We start from the raw sequence: 17,653 nt of genomic DNA on the forward strand, positions 1-17,653 counted from the left end.
CTCCGTCGCCCGGTTCGCCCGCGCCGAACTTAGAAGCTCGGTTTCCGGCCTGTCAAATCGGCCTGTGGATGCCTCATCTCAGGATGAGGTCGAGGCCGTGGCGCGACAGTGGTTCAGGAGCGTCCTCCGTGGTGAGATAGGTGTGGCCGAGGGTCATGGCCGTGCCGGTGTCGGAATCCATGATGATCATGTGCGTGAACAGCGTCATGTTCGGCAGGATTTCCTGCGGGTTGCCGACATGGAACATCTGGTGCTCCATCCATGAGGGGGAGAAGCGGGCGCCGAGAGAGTAGCCGCAGGCGTTGAGCCTATGGCGCGTCAGTCCGCGCTCGTCGAATATCTCCGCGTGGGTATCGAAGACGTCCCCGAACGTATTGCCCGGGCGAAGCACGTCTTCGATCCCTTTGATCGCTTCGTGGCACGCCTTGTAGAGCTCCCGGTGACGAGCGCTTGGCTCTCCAATCACCACGGTGCGCATCATGGCGGCGTGGTAGTGGGCACTGACGCCGGCCCATTCGAGCGTGAGCTGGTCGCTGGATTCAAGCGTCCGCCGGCCGGCCTTGTAGCGGCAGAGCAGCGCATCTGGCCCCGAACCTATGATGAATTCGTTCGCCGGGTAGTCGCCGCCGCCGCTGAAGACGGCACCCTGCATGGCAGCGAGGATATCGGCCTCGCTTCCTCCCGCCTTGATGAGGGGAAGAGCCGCATCCAATGCATCATCGGCCAGTTCGGCCGCACGCCTGACATGGGCGACTTCGGCGGGGCTTTTGACGAGGCGAAGCCCGCTGACCAGGTAGGACGCGTCGATGATCTGGCCGAACGAGGCCAGCTGATTGTCCAGGAGGCGCGCCACCCGTCCCGTCATGCCGTGGGTGTCGAACTCGATGCCGATGCGGGCGCCCAGCAGATCGAAGTCGCTCAGGAGGTTCTTCAGGTCGAGCGTCGGGTCGGCGTTCACCCGGTCGACCCAGACGACCACATTCTCGATGATCGACGTGTGGCGGGCCTGCCGGAGGTCGGCCGAGCGGGTCAGGAGCGTCATCGTTCCGTCCGCCTTGACCACGAGCGTCTGGAAGAAGCAGTAGCCGAAGCTGTCGTAGCCGGTGAGCCAGTACATGCTTTCCTGGGCAAAGAGCAGCAGGGCTTCCAGCTTCTCCTCGCGCATCTTCTCGACAAGGCGCTCGAGCCGGGCGGCATATTCCTCGCGTTCGAAATGCAGCGCCATATTACTTCTCCGTCATCGCTATTGCGGAAATCTGGCGACCGTAATCCGGCTCGCCCCGGTGCGTGGTGCGGCGATAGGAATAGAACCTCGTTTCGTCGGCATAGGTGTCGATTCCCAGATGCGTGGCACGGATGCCAGCCGCTTTCAGCCGGTGCAGGGTCAGGGCCTGCAGGTCGAAATATGCGTGCCCCTGCTTCGGCGCCGGGGTGAAGAATGCGTCGTAGCCATCATTGAACTGAAGGAATCGTTCGATGAACTCGGGTCCGACTTCGTAGCTCTCCGGCCCGATCGAGGGGCCGAGGCATGCAATGATTGCGTCGCGATCGGCACCAATGCTGACCATCGCCTCGACGGTGTTTTCCAAGACGCCGCCCAATGCTCCCTTCCAGCCCGCATGGGCAGCTCCAATGACGCCGTTGTCTCCGTCGCAGAACAGGACAGGGCCGCAGTCCGCCGTCAAGACGCCCAGTATCACGCCCGGGGTTGCCGTCACCAGCGCGTCCGCCTTCGGCCGCTCTCCTCCGTATTGCGCGTCTACCACCACCACGTCCGGGGAGTGGACCTGATGCACGGTGGCAAGCCGGTCAAGTGGAAGTCCGAACCAGCCAGCCACCCGGTCGCGGTTCTCCCTGACCTTGTGCGTTTCGTCGTTCGAGCCCACGCCTACATTCAGCCCGGCATAGATTCCTTCGGAAACGCCGCCCTGGCGAGTGAAGTAGCCATGGCGCACGCGGCTGCCGCCGTTTTCCTTGAGGAGCGGGCTTTCGATGGGCGTCGGCGAAGACTTTTCCGTCATGGGCAGGCTGTCTCTCATGTCTGGAGGGGTAAGGCCAGGGGCCGATGCACAGGTTGTGCTGCTTCGTCGGCGGCGATGTTGGCGCGACCGTGGCTGGGCTGTCAATCTCCATGTTCGTCACGCCACCGGACGAAACGGTGCAAGATCAAGCGCCGGGGAGGATACTGCAATCACCTTGAAAAGCTCGCCCATCTTGCCCGCTCCCTCGCCAGCGAGCCTGTCGACGGCGGCGGCGATGAGCTTCTGATCGGCTGCGCTCTTGCCGCCGGCGAGTGCTGCGGCCCGCTCGGAGAGCCCGAGGCCACGAAGAAAGTCTCCTTGCCTCATGCCGCCATTGAGGTGGACACCACAACCAAGTGCTATCCGTGCCAGGTCCTCGAAATCCACGTGGCTCGTGAGATCGGCTTCACCCGGATGTGCCAGTGGCGGATCATAAGCGTGACCGCGAAGGGCCTGTAGCGTGTCGCCAAAGCCGGTGACCATGTGGCCGTAGTCGATGATCAGCGCGGTGCCGCCCATCGCCTTCAGCCGGTCGCACAAGGTCGACATCACCGACTGCCGGGCCGGGGCGACCTCGAATATGGTTCCATCCGGCACAGACTCGGCCGGCGAAGGGAGAAGCGCCGGATCAAGTCCGGCGACACCAAGCGAGAAGGACAACCGATCGTCGTCTTCGAGTGTCACGACGCGTTCGCGAAACCCCTGCGGCGTCTTGACGAACTGACGGATAGGAATCGCGTCGAAGAGCTCGTTCGCCACGATCAAAGCAGGGCCCGGCGGCACCTCCTCGAGACCAGCATGCCAGGTGATCCGGCGGGAATGCGATTCCAGCGTTATCCGCTGCAGGCCGCGCAGGCGCTCGCTCGTTTCCACCAGATGAATGCTCATCCCGTCGGACAGGCGTGGCGCGAGACGGCTGATGACCCGGAGCATGTCCGCCATCATGGTGCCTCGGCCCGGGCCTATCTCCACCAGCCGGACGTCGTTCGGAGAACCGTGCTGCTGCCAGGCATGAACCATGAAGATCCCGAGAATCTCCCCGAAGAGCTGGCTGATCTCGGGCGCAGTTATGAAGTCTCCCGCTGTCCCAAATGGCTCCCTTGTACGGTAGTAGCCGTGCTCCGGATCGGCGAGACACATGGCGAAGTAATCGCTCACACTCATGGGGCCGGTCGCCCGGATCAGCCTCTTGATCTTTGCGGCGAGCGGCGTGCTCATGGTACCCAAAGTCTCCGTTCAGGCGGCGCTCTTTCGAGCCCGCAGCATCAGCCCGACGCCCAGGGCGACCATTGGCAGCGACAGCACCATCCCCATCGTCAACCAGCCAGACGCAAGATAGCCGAGCTGGGTGTCCGGCTCGCGGAAGAATTCCACGAAAATCCGGGAGAGGCCATAGCCACAGACAAAGGCGCCAGCCACGAAGCCCGGCGATTTCAGCGCCTTCAAGCGCAGAACAAGAAAGGCGAGGACGGCCAGAAGGAGGAGGCCTTCAAGGCCCGCCTCGTACAACTGGCTAGGATGACGAGAGAAAGGTCCGCCCGTCGGGAAGACGACCGCCCACGGGACATCGCTGATCCGCCCCCACAATTCGCCATTGATGAAGTTGGCGATGCGCCCGAAAAACAAGCCGAAGGGAACGACTGCGGCGATCGTGTCGAACATGCTGAGGACCGGTATGCCGTTGCGGCGGGCAAAGAGGATCATCACCAGCGTCGCGCCCAGAAAGCCGCCGTGGAAGGACATGCCGCCGTTCCAGATCTCTATCGCTCGCATCGGATCCTGCGAGACGGCGGCCAGATCGTAGAAGAGCACATAGCCGATGCGGCCGCCCAGAACGATGCCGACCGCAACCCAGAGCAGGAAGTCGTCCAGATGCGCCGCGGTCAGGGGAGAGCGGTTCTGCGGCCACAGTGAATCATTCGCCGCCAGACGCCGGGCATAGAGCCAGCCGCAGAGGATGCCGGCGACATAGGCCAGCCCATACCAGTGAACCGCGACGGGTCCGATCGCAAACGCAACAGGATCGATCTCCGGAAACGGCATGACGGCGAGCGTATTCAGAACTTCCAACAAGGCGTGCCTTCCCACGGATGCGACAGGGGCGGAACATGGCGACAGGCCCGACAGCGGTCAAGGCCAATCTCTGGGCTGTCTATCGGCTTGCAAGAGAAGGCGCAAAACCCTACTTCACCAGCACGGCGCTGGCCGCAACCACGGGAGCTCATGACCATGTCCAACGGCACGAACCGAATCCTAGACGATTTCGCCAAGTTGATGACCGACGCAGCCGGAGCGGCTCAGGGACTGCGGCGAGAAGCGGAAACGGCCTTCCAGGCCCAGGCGGAGCGCTTCCTCAACAACATGGATGTGGTCAAGCGCGAGGAGTTCGAGGCCGTGCGCGAAATGGCGGCACGGGCGCGCGATGAGAACGAGGCGCTGAAGGCGCGCATCGAGGCACTCGAGGCAAAGCTCGCGACGCAGGGGTGACGCCTTCCGCGCAACAGAAGCACCGTCGACGGCTCACGGTCGCGGGATCACGCCGCGGCCGCTAGATCGTTAAAAAACGAAGAAAATTTCGGTCCTGTGGACAGGTCCAAAAAAGACAATCCTCAGAGTCGCTTATGACTCCCGGCTGAAGCCGTGCAGCAACCGCTCCAGCACTCCGTCCACGTCAAAATCGCCCTCGGGGGCTGGCAGCCGGACTCGGCAAATATACACTGATTTTACATGATGATTCGAAACGGCCCGTAAGCTCCGGGCAGGTTCGCGGCCCTATACTTGTCGGTGTCGGACGATCATCAGAATTGTTGTTTCCGGTGGTGTGTCCTGCGTCTCGCGTCCTTCACGAACGTCAGATTCACTCCGGTCGAAAAGGTGCTGCATGAGCCTCATGGAATTTGAATTCGGTCGCCAGTCCAATCCCGTCGACATGATCGAGGTCGTCGCGGCGTCGAACGACTGGGCGTTCGAGCGCTCGGGCGAAGACGAGATTGCCATGACCGTCGAGGGCCGCTGGGCAGATTATCATGTCTCCTTTTCTTGGATGGAGGAGTTCGAAGCTCTTCATCTCGCCTGCGCCTTCGACATCAGGATCCCCGACGCAAGAGTCAACGAGGTGATCCGCCTGCTGTCACACATCAACGGGCAGGTGTTGATGGGGCATTTCGACCTGTGGCGACAGGAGGATGTGGTCATCTTCCGTCAATCGCTGTTGCTCGCTGGCGGGGCCGAGCCCACGAGCCAGCAGGTGGAGGTTTTGTTATCCAGTGCGCTCGACGCCTGCGAGAGCTACTTCCAGGCCTTCCAGTTCGTCGTGTGGTCCGGAATGGACGCCAAGAATGCGATGGAGGTTGTGTTGTTCGAGACCGTGGGGGAAGCATGAGCGGCGCGGCTTCCGCGGGTTCGATCGTTCTCCTCGGTGCCGGCAACATGGGCGGTGCCCTGCTTGCCGGATGGGTGGATGCCGGAGTGCCTGGCAACGCGATCATCGTGATCGACCCTTCGCCGTCGCCGGAGATGCAGAAGCGGATTGCCGATGCCGGTGCCCGACATGCCGTTGCACCGCCGGAAGGCATCGTGCCGGAGATCATCTTTCTTGCGGTGAAGCCGCAGGTCATGGACGCGGTGCTGCCATCCCTCAAGACCATCGTCTCCGCCGACACGGTGGTCGTATCGATTGCCGCGGGGAAGACGCTTGCCTCCATCGAGGGGCATCTAGGGCAGGGAGCGATGGTGCGCGCCATGCCCAATACCCCTGCCATGATTGGCCGTGGGGTGACGGGTGCCTATGCCAACGGTCGGGTGACCAGCACGCAGCGGGCGCAGGTGGACGCACTGCTCCGAGTCAGCGGACCTGTGGAGTGGGTGGCGAGCGAGCAGGATATCGATGCCGTCACCGCCGTGTCCGGCAGTGGACCTGCCTACGTCTTCTATCTCGTCGAGTGCATGGCGGAGGCAGGCCGCAAGGCCGGCCTGCCGGCGGACCTCGCCATGCGCCTCGCACGGGAAACAGTCTCGGGAGCCGGTGAACTGTTGCACCGGTCTCCCGAGACTCCTTCGCGGCTTCGCGAGAACGTTACGTCTCCGGGGGGAACCACGGCTGCGGCGCTCGCGGTGCTGATGGCGGAAGAGGGCATGCAGCCGCTGTTCGACAAGGCAATCGCAGCCGCACGGCAGCGGGCGGAAGAACTCGGCAGCTGAGGGCCGGCAGATGACAGACGAAATCTCCTACGGCGACTTCGAGAAGGTCGATATCCGCGTGGGGACGGTGATAGAGGTTGCGCCGTTCCCGGAGGCGCGCAAGCCGGCCTGGAAGCTGAAAATCGACTTCGGCGCCGAGATCGGCGTCAAGAAATCCTCGGCGCAGATCACGGTGCACTATGACGAGCAGGATCTGGTCGGGCGCCAGGTGCTCGCGGTGGTGAACTTTCCGCCGCGACAGATCGGCCCCTTTCGCTCCGAGGTGCTGACGCTGGGCTTCGAGGACGAGGCGGGGGCTATCGTGCTGGCGGCCGTGGAGCGGCCGGTGCCGAACGGTCGGAAGTTGATGTAACCGCCTCAGGCTATCAGGCTGGCACCCGGACTACTGCTCTCAGGCCACCTTGCGGACTGTCCGAAAGAGTGACGTTCCCGCCATGGGCGTGGGCGATGTCACGTACGATTGACAGGCCGAGACCGGTGCCGGACTTGTCGATGTTGCGCGCCTCGTCGAGCCGGAAGAACGGCTTGAAAACATCCTCGCGGGATGCCGCGGGAATTCCCGGCCCATCGTCATCAAAAATCAGGGTAAGCCAGCGGGCGGTGTGCCGAGCCTCTACGTGAAGCACGTCGCCATAGCGCTCGCTGTTGGCGGCAAGGTTGTTGACCAGGCGGCTGAACGCGTTCGGCCGCACGGCGATGTCGTCGTCTCCGTCGATCTCGTAGGTCATCTTCTTGCCCTTGAGCCGGAAAGCCTCCTTGATCTTTTCCAGGACCTCACTGAGGCGCAGGTGACCGACATCCTCCTCCGATTCACCCTTGGCAAAGGCGAGATACCCTTCGAGCATGTTCTGCATGTCATCGACATCCTGCGCCATGCCTTTCAGTTCTGCCCTGTCGCCGGCAAGCGCCAGCTGCAGCTTGAAACGGGTCAGTATGGTTCGAAGGTCGTGACTGACGCCCGACAGCATGGCCGTCCGCTGCTCGAGCTGCCGTTCGATGCGTTCGCGCATGAGGATAAAGGCGGACCCCGCGAGCCGGATTTCGTCGGCGCCACGCGGAGTGAAATCGGCGATCCGCTGGCCCTTGCCGAAGGCCTCGGCCGCCTGGGCGAGCATCAGGATCGGTCGGATCTGGCCGCGCAGGAAGAGAACGGAAATGCCGATGAGGGCTAGCGCCGTGCCGGCCATCCAGACCAGGAAGATATGCGTGTTGGAGGCGTAGGTCTGACTGCGGCGCGTGAAGACACGGAGCACTTCGTCTTCGAGCTTGATGCGTATTTCGACAAGGTTGCTGTCGCCCACCGTGTCGATCCAGAAGGGGCGCTGGATACGATTGCTGATCTGGTCCGTCAGGATGCCGTCGAGAATGGAGAAGAAGGGCTTGGGGCGGGGAGGCGGCAGTTCGCCTCCGGGCTCGATCGCGACAGTCAGGTTCAGTTCGTTTGCTATGCGGGAAATATAGCCCTGGTCGACGCCTTCCGGGTCGGTTTCTATCATGGTGATCAAGGCCGCTACATCGCGCGTCACCCCTTCCGACAGACGCTCCGTCACCATTCGCCAGTGGCGTTCCATGAAGACGGCGGCGACGACGCTTTGCAGCAGCAGCATCGGTATGATGACGATCATCACCGAGCGGGTGTAAAGCCGGGTCGGCAAAAGCCGCTTCAACCGGCGCTTGATCAGGCGCAAACCCGGAATCTGGATGGCGCGGAAGTCCCTTCGAAGGGTCTCGAACGCCGCGATGGCTCTCGTGCGTGCGTCCGCCATCGGGTTGCTCAATCGATGCTCAGGCGGTAGCCGATGCCTCGGACCGTCTGGAGATAAACGGGATTGGCGGGGTCGTCCTCGATCTTGCGGCGCAAGCGGTTGATCTGCACGTCGATGGTGCGTTCACCGACGTCCGCATCATCGCCGATCAATTCATGGCGGGGGATGGTGTCGCCTGCGCGCAGGGCGAAGAGGAGCATGATTTCCTGTTCCCGATCGGTGAGCCGGATATGTTCGGAGGCCTTGCGGAGTTCCTTGCGAACAATCGAGAACGTGAAGGGGCCAAACATGATCTGTTCGATCTTCGGCGCATCGGGCGAGGCATTACGCTTGATGATGTTGTTGATCCTCAGCACGAGTTCGCGGGGATCGAAGGGCTTGGAGAGATAATCGTCGGCACCGGCCTCCAGTCCGGCGATCCGCGATTCCGCCTCGGCCTTGGCGGTGAGCAGGATCACCGGCGTGGTTCTGTTCTGGTAGAGCGACTGCGTCAGGGACAGTCCGGATTCGCCCGGCATCATGACATCGAGGATGATGAGGTCGTACTTCAACCCGTCCAGCTTGCGTCTTGCCTCGGCGGCGTCCCCCGCTACGGTGACGCGAAAGCCTTGCTCGCTCAGGTATCGGCTGAGCAGATCTCTGATGCGGGTATCGTCATCAACGACAAGGAGGTGAGGGGCATCATCGGATAGAAGTACCGTCATCAATCCAGCTCGCTTTCAATCACCTGCAGGCTTGGGTCCCGCCCGCGCATCTTGCCGAGGAAGCTTATCACCGCATCGCGCCCCTCGGGAGAGAGGGAATTCAATGCATTGGTGATGCGACGCGACTGTGGTTCGGAGAGGGCAAGCGCCAGTTCGCGCCCGGCAAGCGTTGGGTAGAGCCGCCGCTGGCGACGGTCTTTTGCGCCTGCCATCTGGCGGATGTAGCCCATCTCGATCAACTGCTTGAGGACGCGTGCAAGGCTCTGCTTGGTGATCTGCAGAATGTCGAGAAGGTCGGTGACCATCATGCCCGGATGGCGCGAGACGAAATAGACGACCCGATGATGGGCACGCCCCATGCCGATCCTGGCAAGGATCGCATCCGGATCGGACACGAAATCGCGATAGGCAAAGAACAGAAGTTCGATGGTCTCGAAATCGATCTGGGCCTCGTTCACCGCCGGTAGTACCGGCCGTTCCTTCTTCACTGCTTTTGCTGCCGGTGCACGTGACACCCTGTCCTTCCCCGGCGTCTGCCGCAGCCATGCGCCGGACGCTCTTCTTCGCCAAACCTGTCCCGATAAAGCGCGAACGGGTGGAACAATCAACCGCAATCGTGAGAGCAGGGAGTGTGACGCGGATCTGTTCGCCGGGATGTCCGCAGCGGCGATGGCGGCGCCGCGGTCGACCTGGCGCTGCCGAGGCGATGCCTCGGGCGCCATCGTGTCGTAACCACCTTGAATCCATCCTGTTCCCGCGAAAGAGCGGGCAGGAGCCGCGCGGCGGCGGCGAAGGAGCAAAGCATTATTTTTGAGGAACCGATGCCGGGGTAGCGCCGTTGCCATGTCCATACAGATCGGAGAGAGACAATGCATACAGAAGACACTCCCAAGACGGCAGACGCTCCCGAAAAGCAGTCTCCGTCGAACTCGCTTCGGCCGCTGCTGATCACCGTCTTTACCGCAAAGGTTGCCGTTTCTGCCCTGTTGCTTGCCACTGCATCCTTCGCACCGCCGGTATCTGCAAATGGCGCCTACATGACGGCCTCCAACTAGGCTCGCCCGCACAAGCCTTGCCACCCTCGCCAAAGGCATTGTAGATCGGCCCGAGATTGTGGAGTTCCTCATGGGCAGATTGCAGGCCGGTATCGTCCCGGTGACCCCCTTCCAGCAGAATTGCACCATCCTCTTCGACGCTGACACGAAGGGGGGCGTGGTCATCGACCCGGGTGGCGACGTGGAGCGGATCGTCGAGGCAATCGATGGCAACAAGCTGACCATCCGCGAAATCTGGCTCACGCATGGCCACATCGACCATGCCGGGGGCGCGGATGAATTGCGGCAGGCGCTCGGGGTCAAGGTTATCGGACCTCATCGCGATGACCTGCCGCTCCTGCAGGGGCTAGAAGCCCAGGCGAAGATGTTCGGTGTGCCGATGAAGGTTCGGAACCTAGAGCCCGACCGATTTCTGACCGATGGTGAGCAGGTTTCCTTCGACGGGCATGTCTTCGATGTCTACCATTGCCCCGGCCACGCGCCCGGCCATGTGATCTATTTCCACCGGGAGCAGCGGTTTGCGCACCTGGGGGACGTGCTGTTCAACGGCTCTATCGGGCGAACCGACCTGCCTGGTGGCGACCATGCCACCCTTCTCCGCTCCATTCGGGACAAGGTTCTGCCGCTGGGCGATGATGTCGGTTTTCTCTGCGGCCACGGCCCTGGCGGTCGTATCGGCGAGGAGCGGCGGAGCAATCCGTTCCTGCAGGGATAGAGGCATAAAAAAACCCGGCATGACTGCCGGGCCTCAACTCGAATGGAAAGCCTTCCAGGCTTAACCGGAGATCTGCAGGTTGACCGCCTTGGGTCCCTTGCCACGACGATCCGGTTCCGTGTCGAAGCTTACTTTCTGATTTTCCGAAAGACCGGACAGGCCAGAAGCCTGTACAGCAGAGATGTGAACGAAGATATCGGCGCCACCATTGTCTGGCTTAATGAAGCCGAAGCCCTTGTCGGTATTGAAGAATTTTACAGTGCCAGTCTCGGCCATGCATCAGGTCCTTTTCTTCCTGTCCGTGTTCAGCGGCGGACAGCATCACAGAAACGCCCCGAAGGGCGGGCGGCAGGCAGCTTTAAGAAAGGGTCCCTGTCGTTACCGCGGTTATCTGGCTGGTGAACTTCGATTCCGTCCCCAGAAGTCCGCCCGAAGTTTTGACGCCTTCGGAGCGCATTATTATAGGTCTTCCCATGCTCGTAAATTGCCCGAACTTGCACAGAGTGCTGTGTTTCTTGGGAATTGGCAAGAAAAAGTTTTGCGTCACCGGAAGGGGCTGAGTCGGTGCGTCGTATACTCCGGACAATGCGAGATTTCGCAGTGAAACTGAAGTAGAAACCTGACCTGTTCTGCTGCTCTAAACAGTCCGCTTGGTGGTGCAGACATTCTGTCAATGGCGGTTAGCTGCGAGGCAGTAGCGGGCGTTCAACTGGTGACGCTTCGGGATCTGCGACGGGTTAGCTCCGGCACCAGTTCCACCAGGAGCATGGCCGTGAAGATGATGGCACAGCCGACATAGCCGATCGGCGGCAGTATCTCCCCCAGCAGGAGCGCCCCGAGGAAGCTGCCGAACAAGGCTTCGCTCGACCGGAAGATGGCGGCCTGTGGTGCGGTCGTATAGCGCTGGCCAATGACCTGCAGCACGAATGCCAGGCCGGACGAGATTAAGCCAACATAGAGGATTTCGGCAGCCGACGCCCGTATGACCTCCCAGCCGATGGTCTCTGTCGGGACTGCGAATGACAGCGCGAGCACCGAGCAGGTGGCGAATTGCGCGAAGGAGAGCGCCAGGGGCCGCCCGGTGGATGTGACGAAGAGCCCGGCAAGAATGATCTGAACGCCCCAGAAGAATGCGCAGACGATCGTCAGGTAGTCACCTGGTGTAAGATTGGTCAGTTGCCCCCCGCTCATAAGGAAGATGCCGGTGAGCGACATGGCCGCTGCAGGCCAGATGATCCAGTGCGGGTAGCGTCGCAGGACGATGACGGAGATTAGCGGGACGAAGACGACGTAGAGACCAGTGAGGAAGCTGGAGTTGGTGACGGTCGTGGTGAGAAGCCCGATCTGCTGCGTGATCGCGCCGCCGAAGAGGGCGAGGCCGACCGCTGCGAAAGCAAGCCAGTCCCGGCGGCCAAGCTGGGTGGTGGCCTTGCGGCTTTCGAGCCAGGCAAAGGGCAGCACGGCGAGTGCGGCAATGGCAAAGCGCAGGCCGACAAACCAGAAGGGCTGGATATTGTCCATCGCAGTCGACTGCGCGACGAAACCGCCGCCCCAGATTGCGGCGGCGAGCAACAGAACAAGGTTCGCTTGGATGCGGGTCATGGAGCGTGGTCGGCTGGGTGAGGGGTGACGCTGGCGTGGACGCGATGCCTAGCAGCGGCTGCGTCGCGCATCAAGGGCAGGTGAGGGAGGTGGGCTCGGCTTTAGTCGCGTCCGCGCTCGTTCTCGGCCTTCAAGACGTCGCGGAAGCTGCGCCGCGAGAGGATGAAGCCACCGCCTGCCATCAGCAGAAAGCCGCCGATGGTGACGATGAAGGCCAAGCGCGGATCGAGAACGGCCGAGATCGGACGAAAGGCTTGGACCGCGGAGAATGTAACCGGTAGCTCGCTAGCGCCCATGGGGCCTTCAATGAGGACCAGCATCATGGCAACACAGGCTGCCAGCGCCGCGATGGCGATCGAAAACGGCGAACGCAAAAATGCGAACCTGCGGGCTACCCTCTTTTCGTCGATGAACATCGTCCGTCTCCATCGCGCTCCACACCTGATACAGGAGGCGATGGAAGAAGGGCGGATTTTGGGCAGACGAAGCGCAATTGTTCGAAGGTCGGCAAATGCCGGATCACAGCGGTCGAGCGACGCTCGCTTTCGGCTTGAAACCCGGTCCCACATTCGACATACAGCTTTCGGCGGTTCCGGCGCGCGGTCCGCAGTGTTCAACCGACTTTCCAGGACTTGATATCATGGCCTTTCTTGCCGACGCACTTTCTCGCGTAAAGCCATCCGCTACCATTGCCGTCTCCCAGAAAGCTCGCGAGTTGAAGGCAAAGGGCCGCGATGTCATCGGCCTGGGTGCCGGTGAGCCGGATTTCGATACCCCGGACAATGTCAAGAAAGCTGCGATCGACGCGATCAGCCGGGGCGAGACGAAGTACACGCCGGTCTCCGGTATTCCGGAATTGCGCAAGGCGATCGCCGAAAAGTTCAAGCGCGAGAACGGCCTGGACTACAAGCCGGAGCAGACGATCGTCGGAACTGGCGGAAAGCAGATTCTTTTCAACGCCTTCATGGCAACCCTTAATCCCGGCGATGAAGTGGTCATTCCGGCGCCTTACTGGGTTTCCTATCCGGAAATGGTCGCCCTGTGCGGCGGTACCCCGGTCTTCGTCACGACGAAGCAGGAGAACAACTTCAAGCTGACGGCGGAAGAACTCGAAAAGGTCATTACCCCGAAGACCAAGTGGTTCCTGTTCAACTCGCCTTCGAACCCGTCGGGCGCGGCCTACAGCGCCAGCGAGCTGAAGGCGCTGACCGACGTTCTCCTGAAGCATCCACAGGTCTGGGTCCTGACAGACGACATGTACGAGCACCTGACCTTCGGTGACTTCAAGTTCGCCACCCCGGTCGAAGTGGAGCCGAAGCTCTATCACCGGACGCTGACGATGAACGGTGTCTCGAAGGCCTATGCCATGACCGGGTGGCGCATCGGCTATGCCGCCGGGCCGCTGGAGCTGATCAAGGCGATGGACATGATCCAGGGCCAGCAGACGTCCGGCGCCTGCTCGATCGCCCAATGGGCGGCCGTCGAAGCGCTGAACGGACCGCAGGATTTCGTGGCGAAGAACAAGAAGATCTTCGAAGGCCGCCGTGATCTCGTCGTCTCGATGCTCAACCAGGCGACCGGTATCAAGTGCCCGACGCCGGAAGGTGCCTTCTACGTCTATCCGTCCTGTGCTGGCCTGATCGGGAAGACCGCTCCGTCCGGCAAGGTGATCGAGACCGACGAGGATTTCGTCTCCGAGCTTCTGGAAGCCGAGGGCGTGGCCGTCGTGCATGGTTCGGCATTCGGCCTTGGGCCCAACTTCCGCATCTCCTACGCGACCTCCGAGGAGGAACTGGAGGAAGCCTGCAAGCGGATCCAGCGCTTCTGCGCGGCCTGCCGCTAAGCAAGACGCGACTTCTTGAAAGGGGCCCGCCGGCTCCGGCGGGCCTTTTTTCGTCAGCCTGCCTTGGTGAGCTTGACGATCGTCGAGCCGCCGCCGCCGCGTTGCTCGGTGACCGCATAGACCGCACCGTCCGGTCCCACCTTCACGTCCCGGATGCGGGCATCGAGAGGAACTCGCTCCTCGTACTGTACGCGGTCACCGTCCATATGGACCACGACGAGACCCTGTGACACCAGACCGCCTATGAGGAACGCGCCCTGCCATTCCGGAATGGCGTCGCCATCGTAGTAGGCCATGCCGGAAGGGGCGATGACCGGATCCCAGTAATAAACCGGCTGTTCGGTCTCTGCCTGCTGGGTAATGCCTTCGCCGACGGGATCGCCGCTGTACTCGACACCGTAGGTCACTTCCGGCCAGCCGTAGTTCTTGCCGGGCTCGGGCCTATTCAGCTCGTCACCCCCACGGGGACCATGCTCGACGGTCCAGAGACGACCCTGCCCATCCAGTGTCGCCGACTGAAGGTTGCGATGACCGAGGCTCCAGATCTCGGGCTGGGCATTCTCCTGGCCGATGAAGGGATTGTCGGGCAGCGCTTCTCCGTTCCGGTCGATCCGGAAGATCTTGCCGAGCCCGCTGGAGAGATCCTGGGCCTGAACGCGCGGCTCGGGATCGGACCGCTCGCCGACCGTGACATAGAGCTCGTCGTTCGGGCCAAACACCAGCCGCGATCCGAAGTGCTTGTTGCCGTCATAGCTCGGCATCTGCCGGAAGATCACCTGGACGTCCTCGAGCGTTCCGCCGCCCTGATCGTCCGTGACCAGCTTGGCCGAGGCGACCGACGTCCCGTTGCCGTCGTCCCGCTGTTCGGAGAAGGAGAAGAAGATCATGCCGGACGACTCGAAGTCAGGCGCGAGCGCGACATCCAGAAGGCCCCCCTGCCCATCGGAGAGGACCTCAGGCACGCCTTCCAGTGCAGGCCCGGCTTCGCCTTCGGCGGAGACGATGTGCATGGCGCCTTGCTTCGCGTTGACGAGCATTCGTCCATCCGGAAGGAATTCCATTGCCCAGAGATGAGGCAAGTCTTGGGCGACAACCTCCGTCTCGATCTCGACAGTCTCGGCCGGCTGCGGCGCCCGCGTCTGACCGGCGAATGCGGGCTGCTGGTCGGGTGCGTTGGCGGGCTTCGTCTCGACCGGCTCGCCACTTTGCGTGTTCTCGTTCCCGGTGGCTGGCGCTGCACCTTCTTGTGCCAAGGCCGGCCCCGACAACAATGCCGCAGTGAGAATGGTACCGGACAGAAGCACGAGCAGACGGTTCATGATTGATCTCCCTTCTATGACAAGTTCCCGGAAAGCGAAGGCTTCCGGTTGTGGACCTCATCTAGGGCGTCATGGCCAAGCCGTTGAACACGCGGCCATCAAGTTATGTTTATCCATGAGAAAGGCCCGCCGGTGAGGGCGGGCCTGAAACATCGATTGTCGGTGTCAGTCGGTCAACTCGGCAGGGACCTTGCCACCGTTATCGGCAAGTTTCTTCATCAGCGCCTTGTGAAGCCACATGTTCATGGTGGCGGAATCATTCATGTCGCCCGTGTAATTCAGCTCGGCCGCCAGTTCCTTCCTGGCCGACAGGCTGGAGTCTAGGTCCAGCGCCTTCATCAGGTCTACGATCGAGCGCCGCCAGTCGAGCTTCTGACCGCTTTTCTTCACGGCGGCGTCGAGGATCGGTGCTACGTCGACCGGAGCCGAACCTGTGTCCGTAGAGGCGTTAGTGGATGGTGCCGGGGCTGCCGGCGCGGAGGGTGCCGGCGCGGAGGGTGTCGGAGCGGACGGTGCCGCCGGTGTGGCTACGCCGCCGGGCGCGGATGCCGATGCTGAAGGCGTTGCACCCGCGTATGATGTCGGAGCGGGAGCCGCCTTTGCCTCTCTCCAGATCGCGTTCTTGATCTTGTCGAATATACCCATTTCGCACACCTCCTGTTGCTTCGGTGGAAGCTAGGGCGACTATTGCAGTTTGCAACAGACCTACAGGTTCGATGGGATCGCGCGCAGCACTGCAACGTCCGTACATTACAGTCCCAGGATGGTCAGCATCACGAAGGTTGCGAAGAGGACGAAATGCGTCATGCCCTCGATGGCATTGGTCTGGCCGTCGTTCAGGTTGATGGCCACCGCGATCAAAGTGATGGCGACCATGACGGTCTGGACCGGGGTCATCGCCATCAGGAAGGGCTGGCCGGTATAGAGGGCGATCGCCTCCATCACCGGGACCGTCAGGATGACGGTGGAGAGCGACGCTCCGAGTGCTATGTTGACCACCGCCTGCATCTGGTTTCGAAGCGCAGCGCGTAGCGCGGTCAGTATTTCCGGCGCTGCCGAGATCGTGGCCACGACCACCGCCATCATTGCGGGCGGGGCGCCGGTACCCTCCAGTCCGGCGTTGAGGAGGGTGGACATGAATTCCGCAAGCACGCCGATGATGATGACGCCGACCAGGATCACGCCGATGGAGATGGCAGCGGATTCCTCGGCCGGATCGTGCTCTGGCTCCTCGGCCGCCCCCTGAGCGGCTGCGCTCGCAGCGGCCCGTCGATGGGTTGTCGGGTAGCTGTAGCTGAAGAAATAGCTGTGGGTGCCAACCTGCATGCGCAGGAAGAGGGCGTAAAGAGCCACCATGGCGCCAATGGTGAAGGCTGAGTACAGATGCCAGCGATCCCGCGGAACGAACTCCGGTACCACCATGGAGATGCCCATCGCGGTGAGGATCATCACGCTATAGGTGCGACTGGAATCGTCATTATAGGACTGCTCGCCGTGCCGCAGCCCTCCCAGCAGCGCAGCGAGCCCGAGGATGCCGTTGATGTCCAGCATCACCGCTGCGTAGATCGTGTCGCGGACGAGGGTCGGCGACGACGCGCTACGCATCATGATTGCGAGGATCAGGACCTCGACGGCCACGGCCGACAGCGTCAGGATCATCGTGCCATAGGGGTCGCCCACCTTGCGGGCCAGGACCTCGGCGTGGTGGGCGACGCGCGTCGACGCAAGGACGATGACGGCGATCAGCGCGGCTGAGGCAATGAGTGCAGCCGTCTGCCCCATCTCCAGCAGCGAATGTTCGGTGAAGAAGAAAAGGCCCGCAGTCGCTGCCGCGACCGGCAGAAGCCTTTCCTGTTTCAGAATCGATGCGGGCGCCACTGGCTGTTCCTCAGTCTGTGCAGCTATCTATGGTGCCGGAGCGGCGCATCAAGTCTGGCCGGGGGTGGTTTGCGGCCCTGCCGGTTTGATGTCATATTTCTCCCTGCACTGGAACCTCGCGGCGCCAACGACACTTTCTCAGAACCTGTTGCGCCGGGGCGTTCCCGGCGCGACGGGCGAAAGAAAGGACGTGAGAAGCATGACCAAGGTTGTCTACAAGGTCGTCCAGCATGATGGTGGCTGGGCCTATCGTCTCGGTGACGTCTATTCCGAGACGTTCGCCACGCATTCCGATGCCCTGCAGGCGGCCCGCATCGTGGCAGCGGAGCAGCAGGTCGGTGGCGAGCCGGAAGAAATCAGCTGGCAGGACGAGAACGGCGTTTGGCACACCGAGTACAGCGACGGCGGCGATCGTCCTGAGGCAGAGGTGGTCGACGGCGAGGACGAACAGCGTCAGGCTTGATCGCGGACTTTTCAGACGGACATTCTGTCCGGAACCGAGTGGCACCGATCATGCAGGCGATTGAGGGACGATGGGTTGCCCGGGGAA

At 62.1% G+C, this 17,653-nt stretch carries 21 protein-coding genes; 8 read left to right on the forward strand and 13 right to left on the reverse strand.

What is annotated here, in order from left to right; genetic code table 11:
* Positions 1–73: 73 nt before the first annotated feature.
* From ACEPP2_RS04395 to lgt, 4 genes are all read right to left on the reverse strand, one after another.
* The gene (locus ACEPP2_RS04395) at positions 74–1,225 is read right to left on the reverse strand and encodes a M24 family metallopeptidase (protein ID WP_152337713.1); all 1,152 of its coding nucleotides are present in this window, start codon (positions 1,223–1,225) and stop codon (positions 74–76) included.
* Position 1,226: 1 nt separating this feature from the next.
* Positions 1,227–2,021 carry a peptidoglycan editing factor PgeF gene (gene pgeF, locus ACEPP2_RS04400; protein ID WP_142588040.1) on the reverse strand — a complete coding sequence of 265 codons (795 nt, stop codon included), beginning with the start codon at positions 2,019–2,021 and terminating at the stop codon, positions 1,227–1,229.
* A gap of 117 nt (positions 2,022–2,138) precedes the next feature.
* Positions 2,139–3,239, reverse strand: coding sequence for a class I SAM-dependent methyltransferase (locus ACEPP2_RS04405; RefSeq protein ID WP_395515901.1), 1,101 nt, complete (start codon positions 3,237–3,239; stop codon positions 2,139–2,141).
* Between the two features lie 18 nt (positions 3,240–3,257).
* A complete protein-coding gene (lgt, locus tag ACEPP2_RS04410; protein WP_281976938.1) occupies positions 3,258–4,064 on the reverse strand; it encodes a prolipoprotein diacylglyceryl transferase in 807 nt (268 codons plus the stop codon).
* Between the two features lie 186 nt (positions 4,065–4,250).
* On the opposite strand from lgt, the gene ACEPP2_RS04415 reads away from it, so the two are divergent.
* The 4 genes from ACEPP2_RS04415 (at position 4,251) to ACEPP2_RS04430 (ending at position 6,573) form a co-directional block, all read left to right on the forward strand.
* Entirely contained in the window at positions 4,251–4,508 is a 258-nt protein-coding gene (locus tag ACEPP2_RS04415) for an accessory factor UbiK family protein (RefSeq protein ID WP_052638881.1), read from the forward strand.
* 394 nt (positions 4,509–4,902) lie between these two features.
* Positions 4,903–5,403, forward strand: coding sequence for a type III secretion system chaperone family protein (locus tag ACEPP2_RS04420; protein WP_052638880.1), 501 nt, complete (start codon positions 4,903–4,905; stop codon positions 5,401–5,403).
* Positions 5,400–6,221, forward strand: coding sequence for a pyrroline-5-carboxylate reductase (gene proC, locus ACEPP2_RS04425; protein ID WP_395515902.1), 822 nt, complete (start codon positions 5,400–5,402; stop codon positions 6,219–6,221). The genes ACEPP2_RS04420 and proC overlap by 4 nt, the downstream gene beginning before the upstream one ends.
* 10 nt (positions 6,222–6,231) lie before the next feature.
* Entirely contained in the window at positions 6,232–6,573 is a 342-nt protein-coding gene (locus ACEPP2_RS04430) for a tRNA-binding protein (RefSeq protein ID WP_052638878.1), read from the forward strand.
* 13 nt (positions 6,574–6,586) lie between these two features.
* Here the strand turns inward: ACEPP2_RS04430 and ACEPP2_RS04435 are convergent, their stop codons facing one another.
* Genes ACEPP2_RS04435 through ACEPP2_RS04445 form a run of 3 tightly spaced genes read right to left on the reverse strand, consistent with a single transcriptional unit; the run spans position 6,587 to position 9,206 of the window.
* A complete protein-coding gene (locus ACEPP2_RS04435; protein WP_395516164.1) occupies positions 6,587–7,963 on the reverse strand; it encodes an ATP-binding protein in 1,377 nt (458 codons plus the stop codon).
* A gap of 32 nt (positions 7,964–7,995) precedes the next feature.
* Entirely contained in the window at positions 7,996–8,691 is a 696-nt protein-coding gene (locus ACEPP2_RS04440) for a response regulator (protein WP_395515903.1), read from the reverse strand.
* The gene (locus tag ACEPP2_RS04445; RefSeq protein WP_077546721.1) at positions 8,691–9,206 is read right to left on the reverse strand and encodes a MarR family winged helix-turn-helix transcriptional regulator; all 516 of its coding nucleotides are present in this window, start codon (positions 9,204–9,206) and stop codon (positions 8,691–8,693) included. The genes ACEPP2_RS04440 and ACEPP2_RS04445 overlap by 1 nt, the downstream gene beginning before the upstream one ends.
* Before the next feature lie 354 nt (positions 9,207–9,560).
* Between ACEPP2_RS04445 and ACEPP2_RS04450 the strand changes: the two genes are divergently transcribed.
* Both ACEPP2_RS04450 and ACEPP2_RS04455 read left to right on the forward strand, forming a co-directional pair.
* Complete coding sequence (locus tag ACEPP2_RS04450) at positions 9,561–9,746, forward strand: hypothetical protein (protein ID WP_142588034.1); 186 nt, start codon at positions 9,561–9,563, stop codon at positions 9,744–9,746.
* 70 nt (positions 9,747–9,816) lie between these two features.
* Positions 9,817–10,461 (forward strand): MBL fold metallo-hydrolase, encoded by a 645-nt coding sequence (locus tag ACEPP2_RS04455; protein ID WP_395515904.1) that lies wholly within the window; start codon positions 9,817–9,819, stop codon positions 10,459–10,461.
* 60 nt (positions 10,462–10,521) lie between these two features.
* Here the strand turns inward: ACEPP2_RS04455 and ACEPP2_RS04460 are convergent, their stop codons facing one another.
* The 3 genes from ACEPP2_RS04460 to ACEPP2_RS04470 all read right to left on the reverse strand — a co-directional run bounded on the left by ACEPP2_RS04460 (position 10,522) and on the right by ACEPP2_RS04470 (position 12,479).
* Positions 10,522–10,737, reverse strand: a complete 216-nt coding sequence (locus ACEPP2_RS04460) for a cold-shock protein (protein ID WP_046633016.1) — start codon at positions 10,735–10,737, stop codon at positions 10,522–10,524.
* Between the two features lie 429 nt (positions 10,738–11,166).
* Positions 11,167–12,063 (reverse strand): DMT family transporter, encoded by an 897-nt coding sequence (locus ACEPP2_RS04465; RefSeq protein ID WP_395515905.1) that lies wholly within the window; start codon positions 12,061–12,063, stop codon positions 11,167–11,169.
* A gap of 101 nt (positions 12,064–12,164) precedes the next feature.
* On the reverse strand, positions 12,165–12,479 hold the full coding sequence (locus ACEPP2_RS04470) for a hypothetical protein (protein ID WP_395515906.1): 315 nt from the start codon (positions 12,477–12,479) through the stop codon (positions 12,165–12,167).
* A gap of 224 nt (positions 12,480–12,703) precedes the next feature.
* Between ACEPP2_RS04470 and ACEPP2_RS04475 the strand changes: the two genes are divergently transcribed.
* A complete protein-coding gene (locus ACEPP2_RS04475) occupies positions 12,704–13,906 on the forward strand; it encodes a pyridoxal phosphate-dependent aminotransferase (RefSeq protein WP_395515907.1) in 1,203 nt (400 codons plus the stop codon).
* Between the two features lie 53 nt (positions 13,907–13,959).
* Here ACEPP2_RS04475 and ACEPP2_RS04480 read toward each other — a convergent pair whose 3' ends face one another.
* The 3 genes from ACEPP2_RS04480 to ACEPP2_RS04490 form a co-directional block, all read right to left on the reverse strand.
* Positions 13,960–15,225: a PQQ-dependent sugar dehydrogenase gene (locus ACEPP2_RS04480; protein ID WP_395515908.1), complete on the reverse strand. Its 1,266-nt coding sequence runs from the start codon at positions 15,223–15,225 to the stop codon at positions 13,960–13,962.
* 165 nt (positions 15,226–15,390) lie between these two features.
* Entirely contained in the window at positions 15,391–15,870 is a 480-nt protein-coding gene (locus ACEPP2_RS04485) for a DUF3597 domain-containing protein (RefSeq protein WP_395515909.1), read from the reverse strand.
* A gap of 105 nt (positions 15,871–15,975) precedes the next feature.
* Complete coding sequence (locus tag ACEPP2_RS04490; protein ID WP_395515910.1) at positions 15,976–17,103, reverse strand: calcium:proton antiporter; 1,128 nt, start codon at positions 17,101–17,103, stop codon at positions 15,976–15,978.
* A gap of 199 nt (positions 17,104–17,302) precedes the next feature.
* Between ACEPP2_RS04490 and ACEPP2_RS04495 the strand changes: the two genes are divergently transcribed.
* On the forward strand, positions 17,303–17,566 hold the full coding sequence (locus tag ACEPP2_RS04495; RefSeq protein WP_052642066.1) for a DUF2188 domain-containing protein: 264 nt from the start codon (positions 17,303–17,305) through the stop codon (positions 17,564–17,566).
* The last annotated feature ends 87 nt before the right edge of the window (positions 17,567–17,653 follow it).

The organism is Pseudorhizobium flavum (assembly GCF_044142885.1).
GTDB classification, from domain to species: Bacteria; Pseudomonadota; Alphaproteobacteria; order Rhizobiales; family Rhizobiaceae; genus Neorhizobium; species Neorhizobium flavum.

What these genes read in the sequence shown, in the direction of transcription:
- ACEPP2_RS04395 (WP_152337713.1), bottom strand. Translation starts at nt 1,225, where the DNA reads ATGGCGCTGCATTTCGAACGCGAGGAATATGCCGCCCGGCTCGAGCGC.
- pgeF (WP_142588040.1), bottom strand. Translation starts at nt 2,021, where the DNA reads ATGACGGAAAAGTCTTCGCCGACGCCCATCGAAAGCCCGCTCCTCAAG.
- ACEPP2_RS04405 (WP_395515901.1), bottom strand. Translation starts at nt 3,239, where the DNA reads ATGAGCACGCCGCTCGCCGCAAAGATCAAGAGGCTGATCCGGGCGACC.
- lgt (WP_281976938.1), bottom strand. Translation starts at nt 4,064, where the DNA reads ATGCCGTTTCCGGAGATCGATCCTGTTGCGTTTGCGATCGGACCCGTC.
- ACEPP2_RS04415 (WP_052638881.1), top strand. Translation starts at nt 4,251, where the DNA reads ATGTCCAACGGCACGAACCGAATCCTAGACGATTTCGCCAAGTTGATG.
- ACEPP2_RS04420 (WP_052638880.1), top strand. Translation starts at nt 4,903, where the DNA reads ATGAGCCTCATGGAATTTGAATTCGGTCGCCAGTCCAATCCCGTCGAC.
- proC (WP_395515902.1), top strand. Translation starts at nt 5,400, where the DNA reads ATGAGCGGCGCGGCTTCCGCGGGTTCGATCGTTCTCCTCGGTGCCGGC.
- ACEPP2_RS04430 (WP_052638878.1), top strand. Translation starts at nt 6,232, where the DNA reads ATGACAGACGAAATCTCCTACGGCGACTTCGAGAAGGTCGATATCCGC.
- ACEPP2_RS04440 (WP_395515903.1), bottom strand. Translation starts at nt 8,691, where the DNA reads ATGACGGTACTTCTATCCGATGATGCCCCTCACCTCCTTGTCGTTGAT.
- ACEPP2_RS04450 (WP_142588034.1), top strand. Translation starts at nt 9,561, where the DNA reads ATGCATACAGAAGACACTCCCAAGACGGCAGACGCTCCCGAAAAGCAG.
- ACEPP2_RS04455 (WP_395515904.1), top strand. Translation starts at nt 9,817, where the DNA reads ATGGGCAGATTGCAGGCCGGTATCGTCCCGGTGACCCCCTTCCAGCAG.
- ACEPP2_RS04460 (WP_046633016.1), bottom strand. Translation starts at nt 10,737, where the DNA reads ATGGCCGAGACTGGCACTGTAAAATTCTTCAATACCGACAAGGGCTTC.
- ACEPP2_RS04465 (WP_395515905.1), bottom strand. Translation starts at nt 12,063, where the DNA reads ATGACCCGCATCCAAGCGAACCTTGTTCTGTTGCTCGCCGCCGCAATC.
- ACEPP2_RS04470 (WP_395515906.1), bottom strand. Translation starts at nt 12,479, where the DNA reads ATGTTCATCGACGAAAAGAGGGTAGCCCGCAGGTTCGCATTTTTGCGT.
- ACEPP2_RS04475 (WP_395515907.1), top strand. Translation starts at nt 12,704, where the DNA reads ATGGCCTTTCTTGCCGACGCACTTTCTCGCGTAAAGCCATCCGCTACC.
- ACEPP2_RS04480 (WP_395515908.1), bottom strand. Translation starts at nt 15,225, where the DNA reads ATGAACCGTCTGCTCGTGCTTCTGTCCGGTACCATTCTCACTGCGGCA.
- ACEPP2_RS04485 (WP_395515909.1), bottom strand. Translation starts at nt 15,870, where the DNA reads ATGGGTATATTCGACAAGATCAAGAACGCGATCTGGAGAGAGGCAAAG.
- ACEPP2_RS04495 (WP_052642066.1), top strand. Translation starts at nt 17,303, where the DNA reads ATGACCAAGGTTGTCTACAAGGTCGTCCAGCATGATGGTGGCTGGGCC.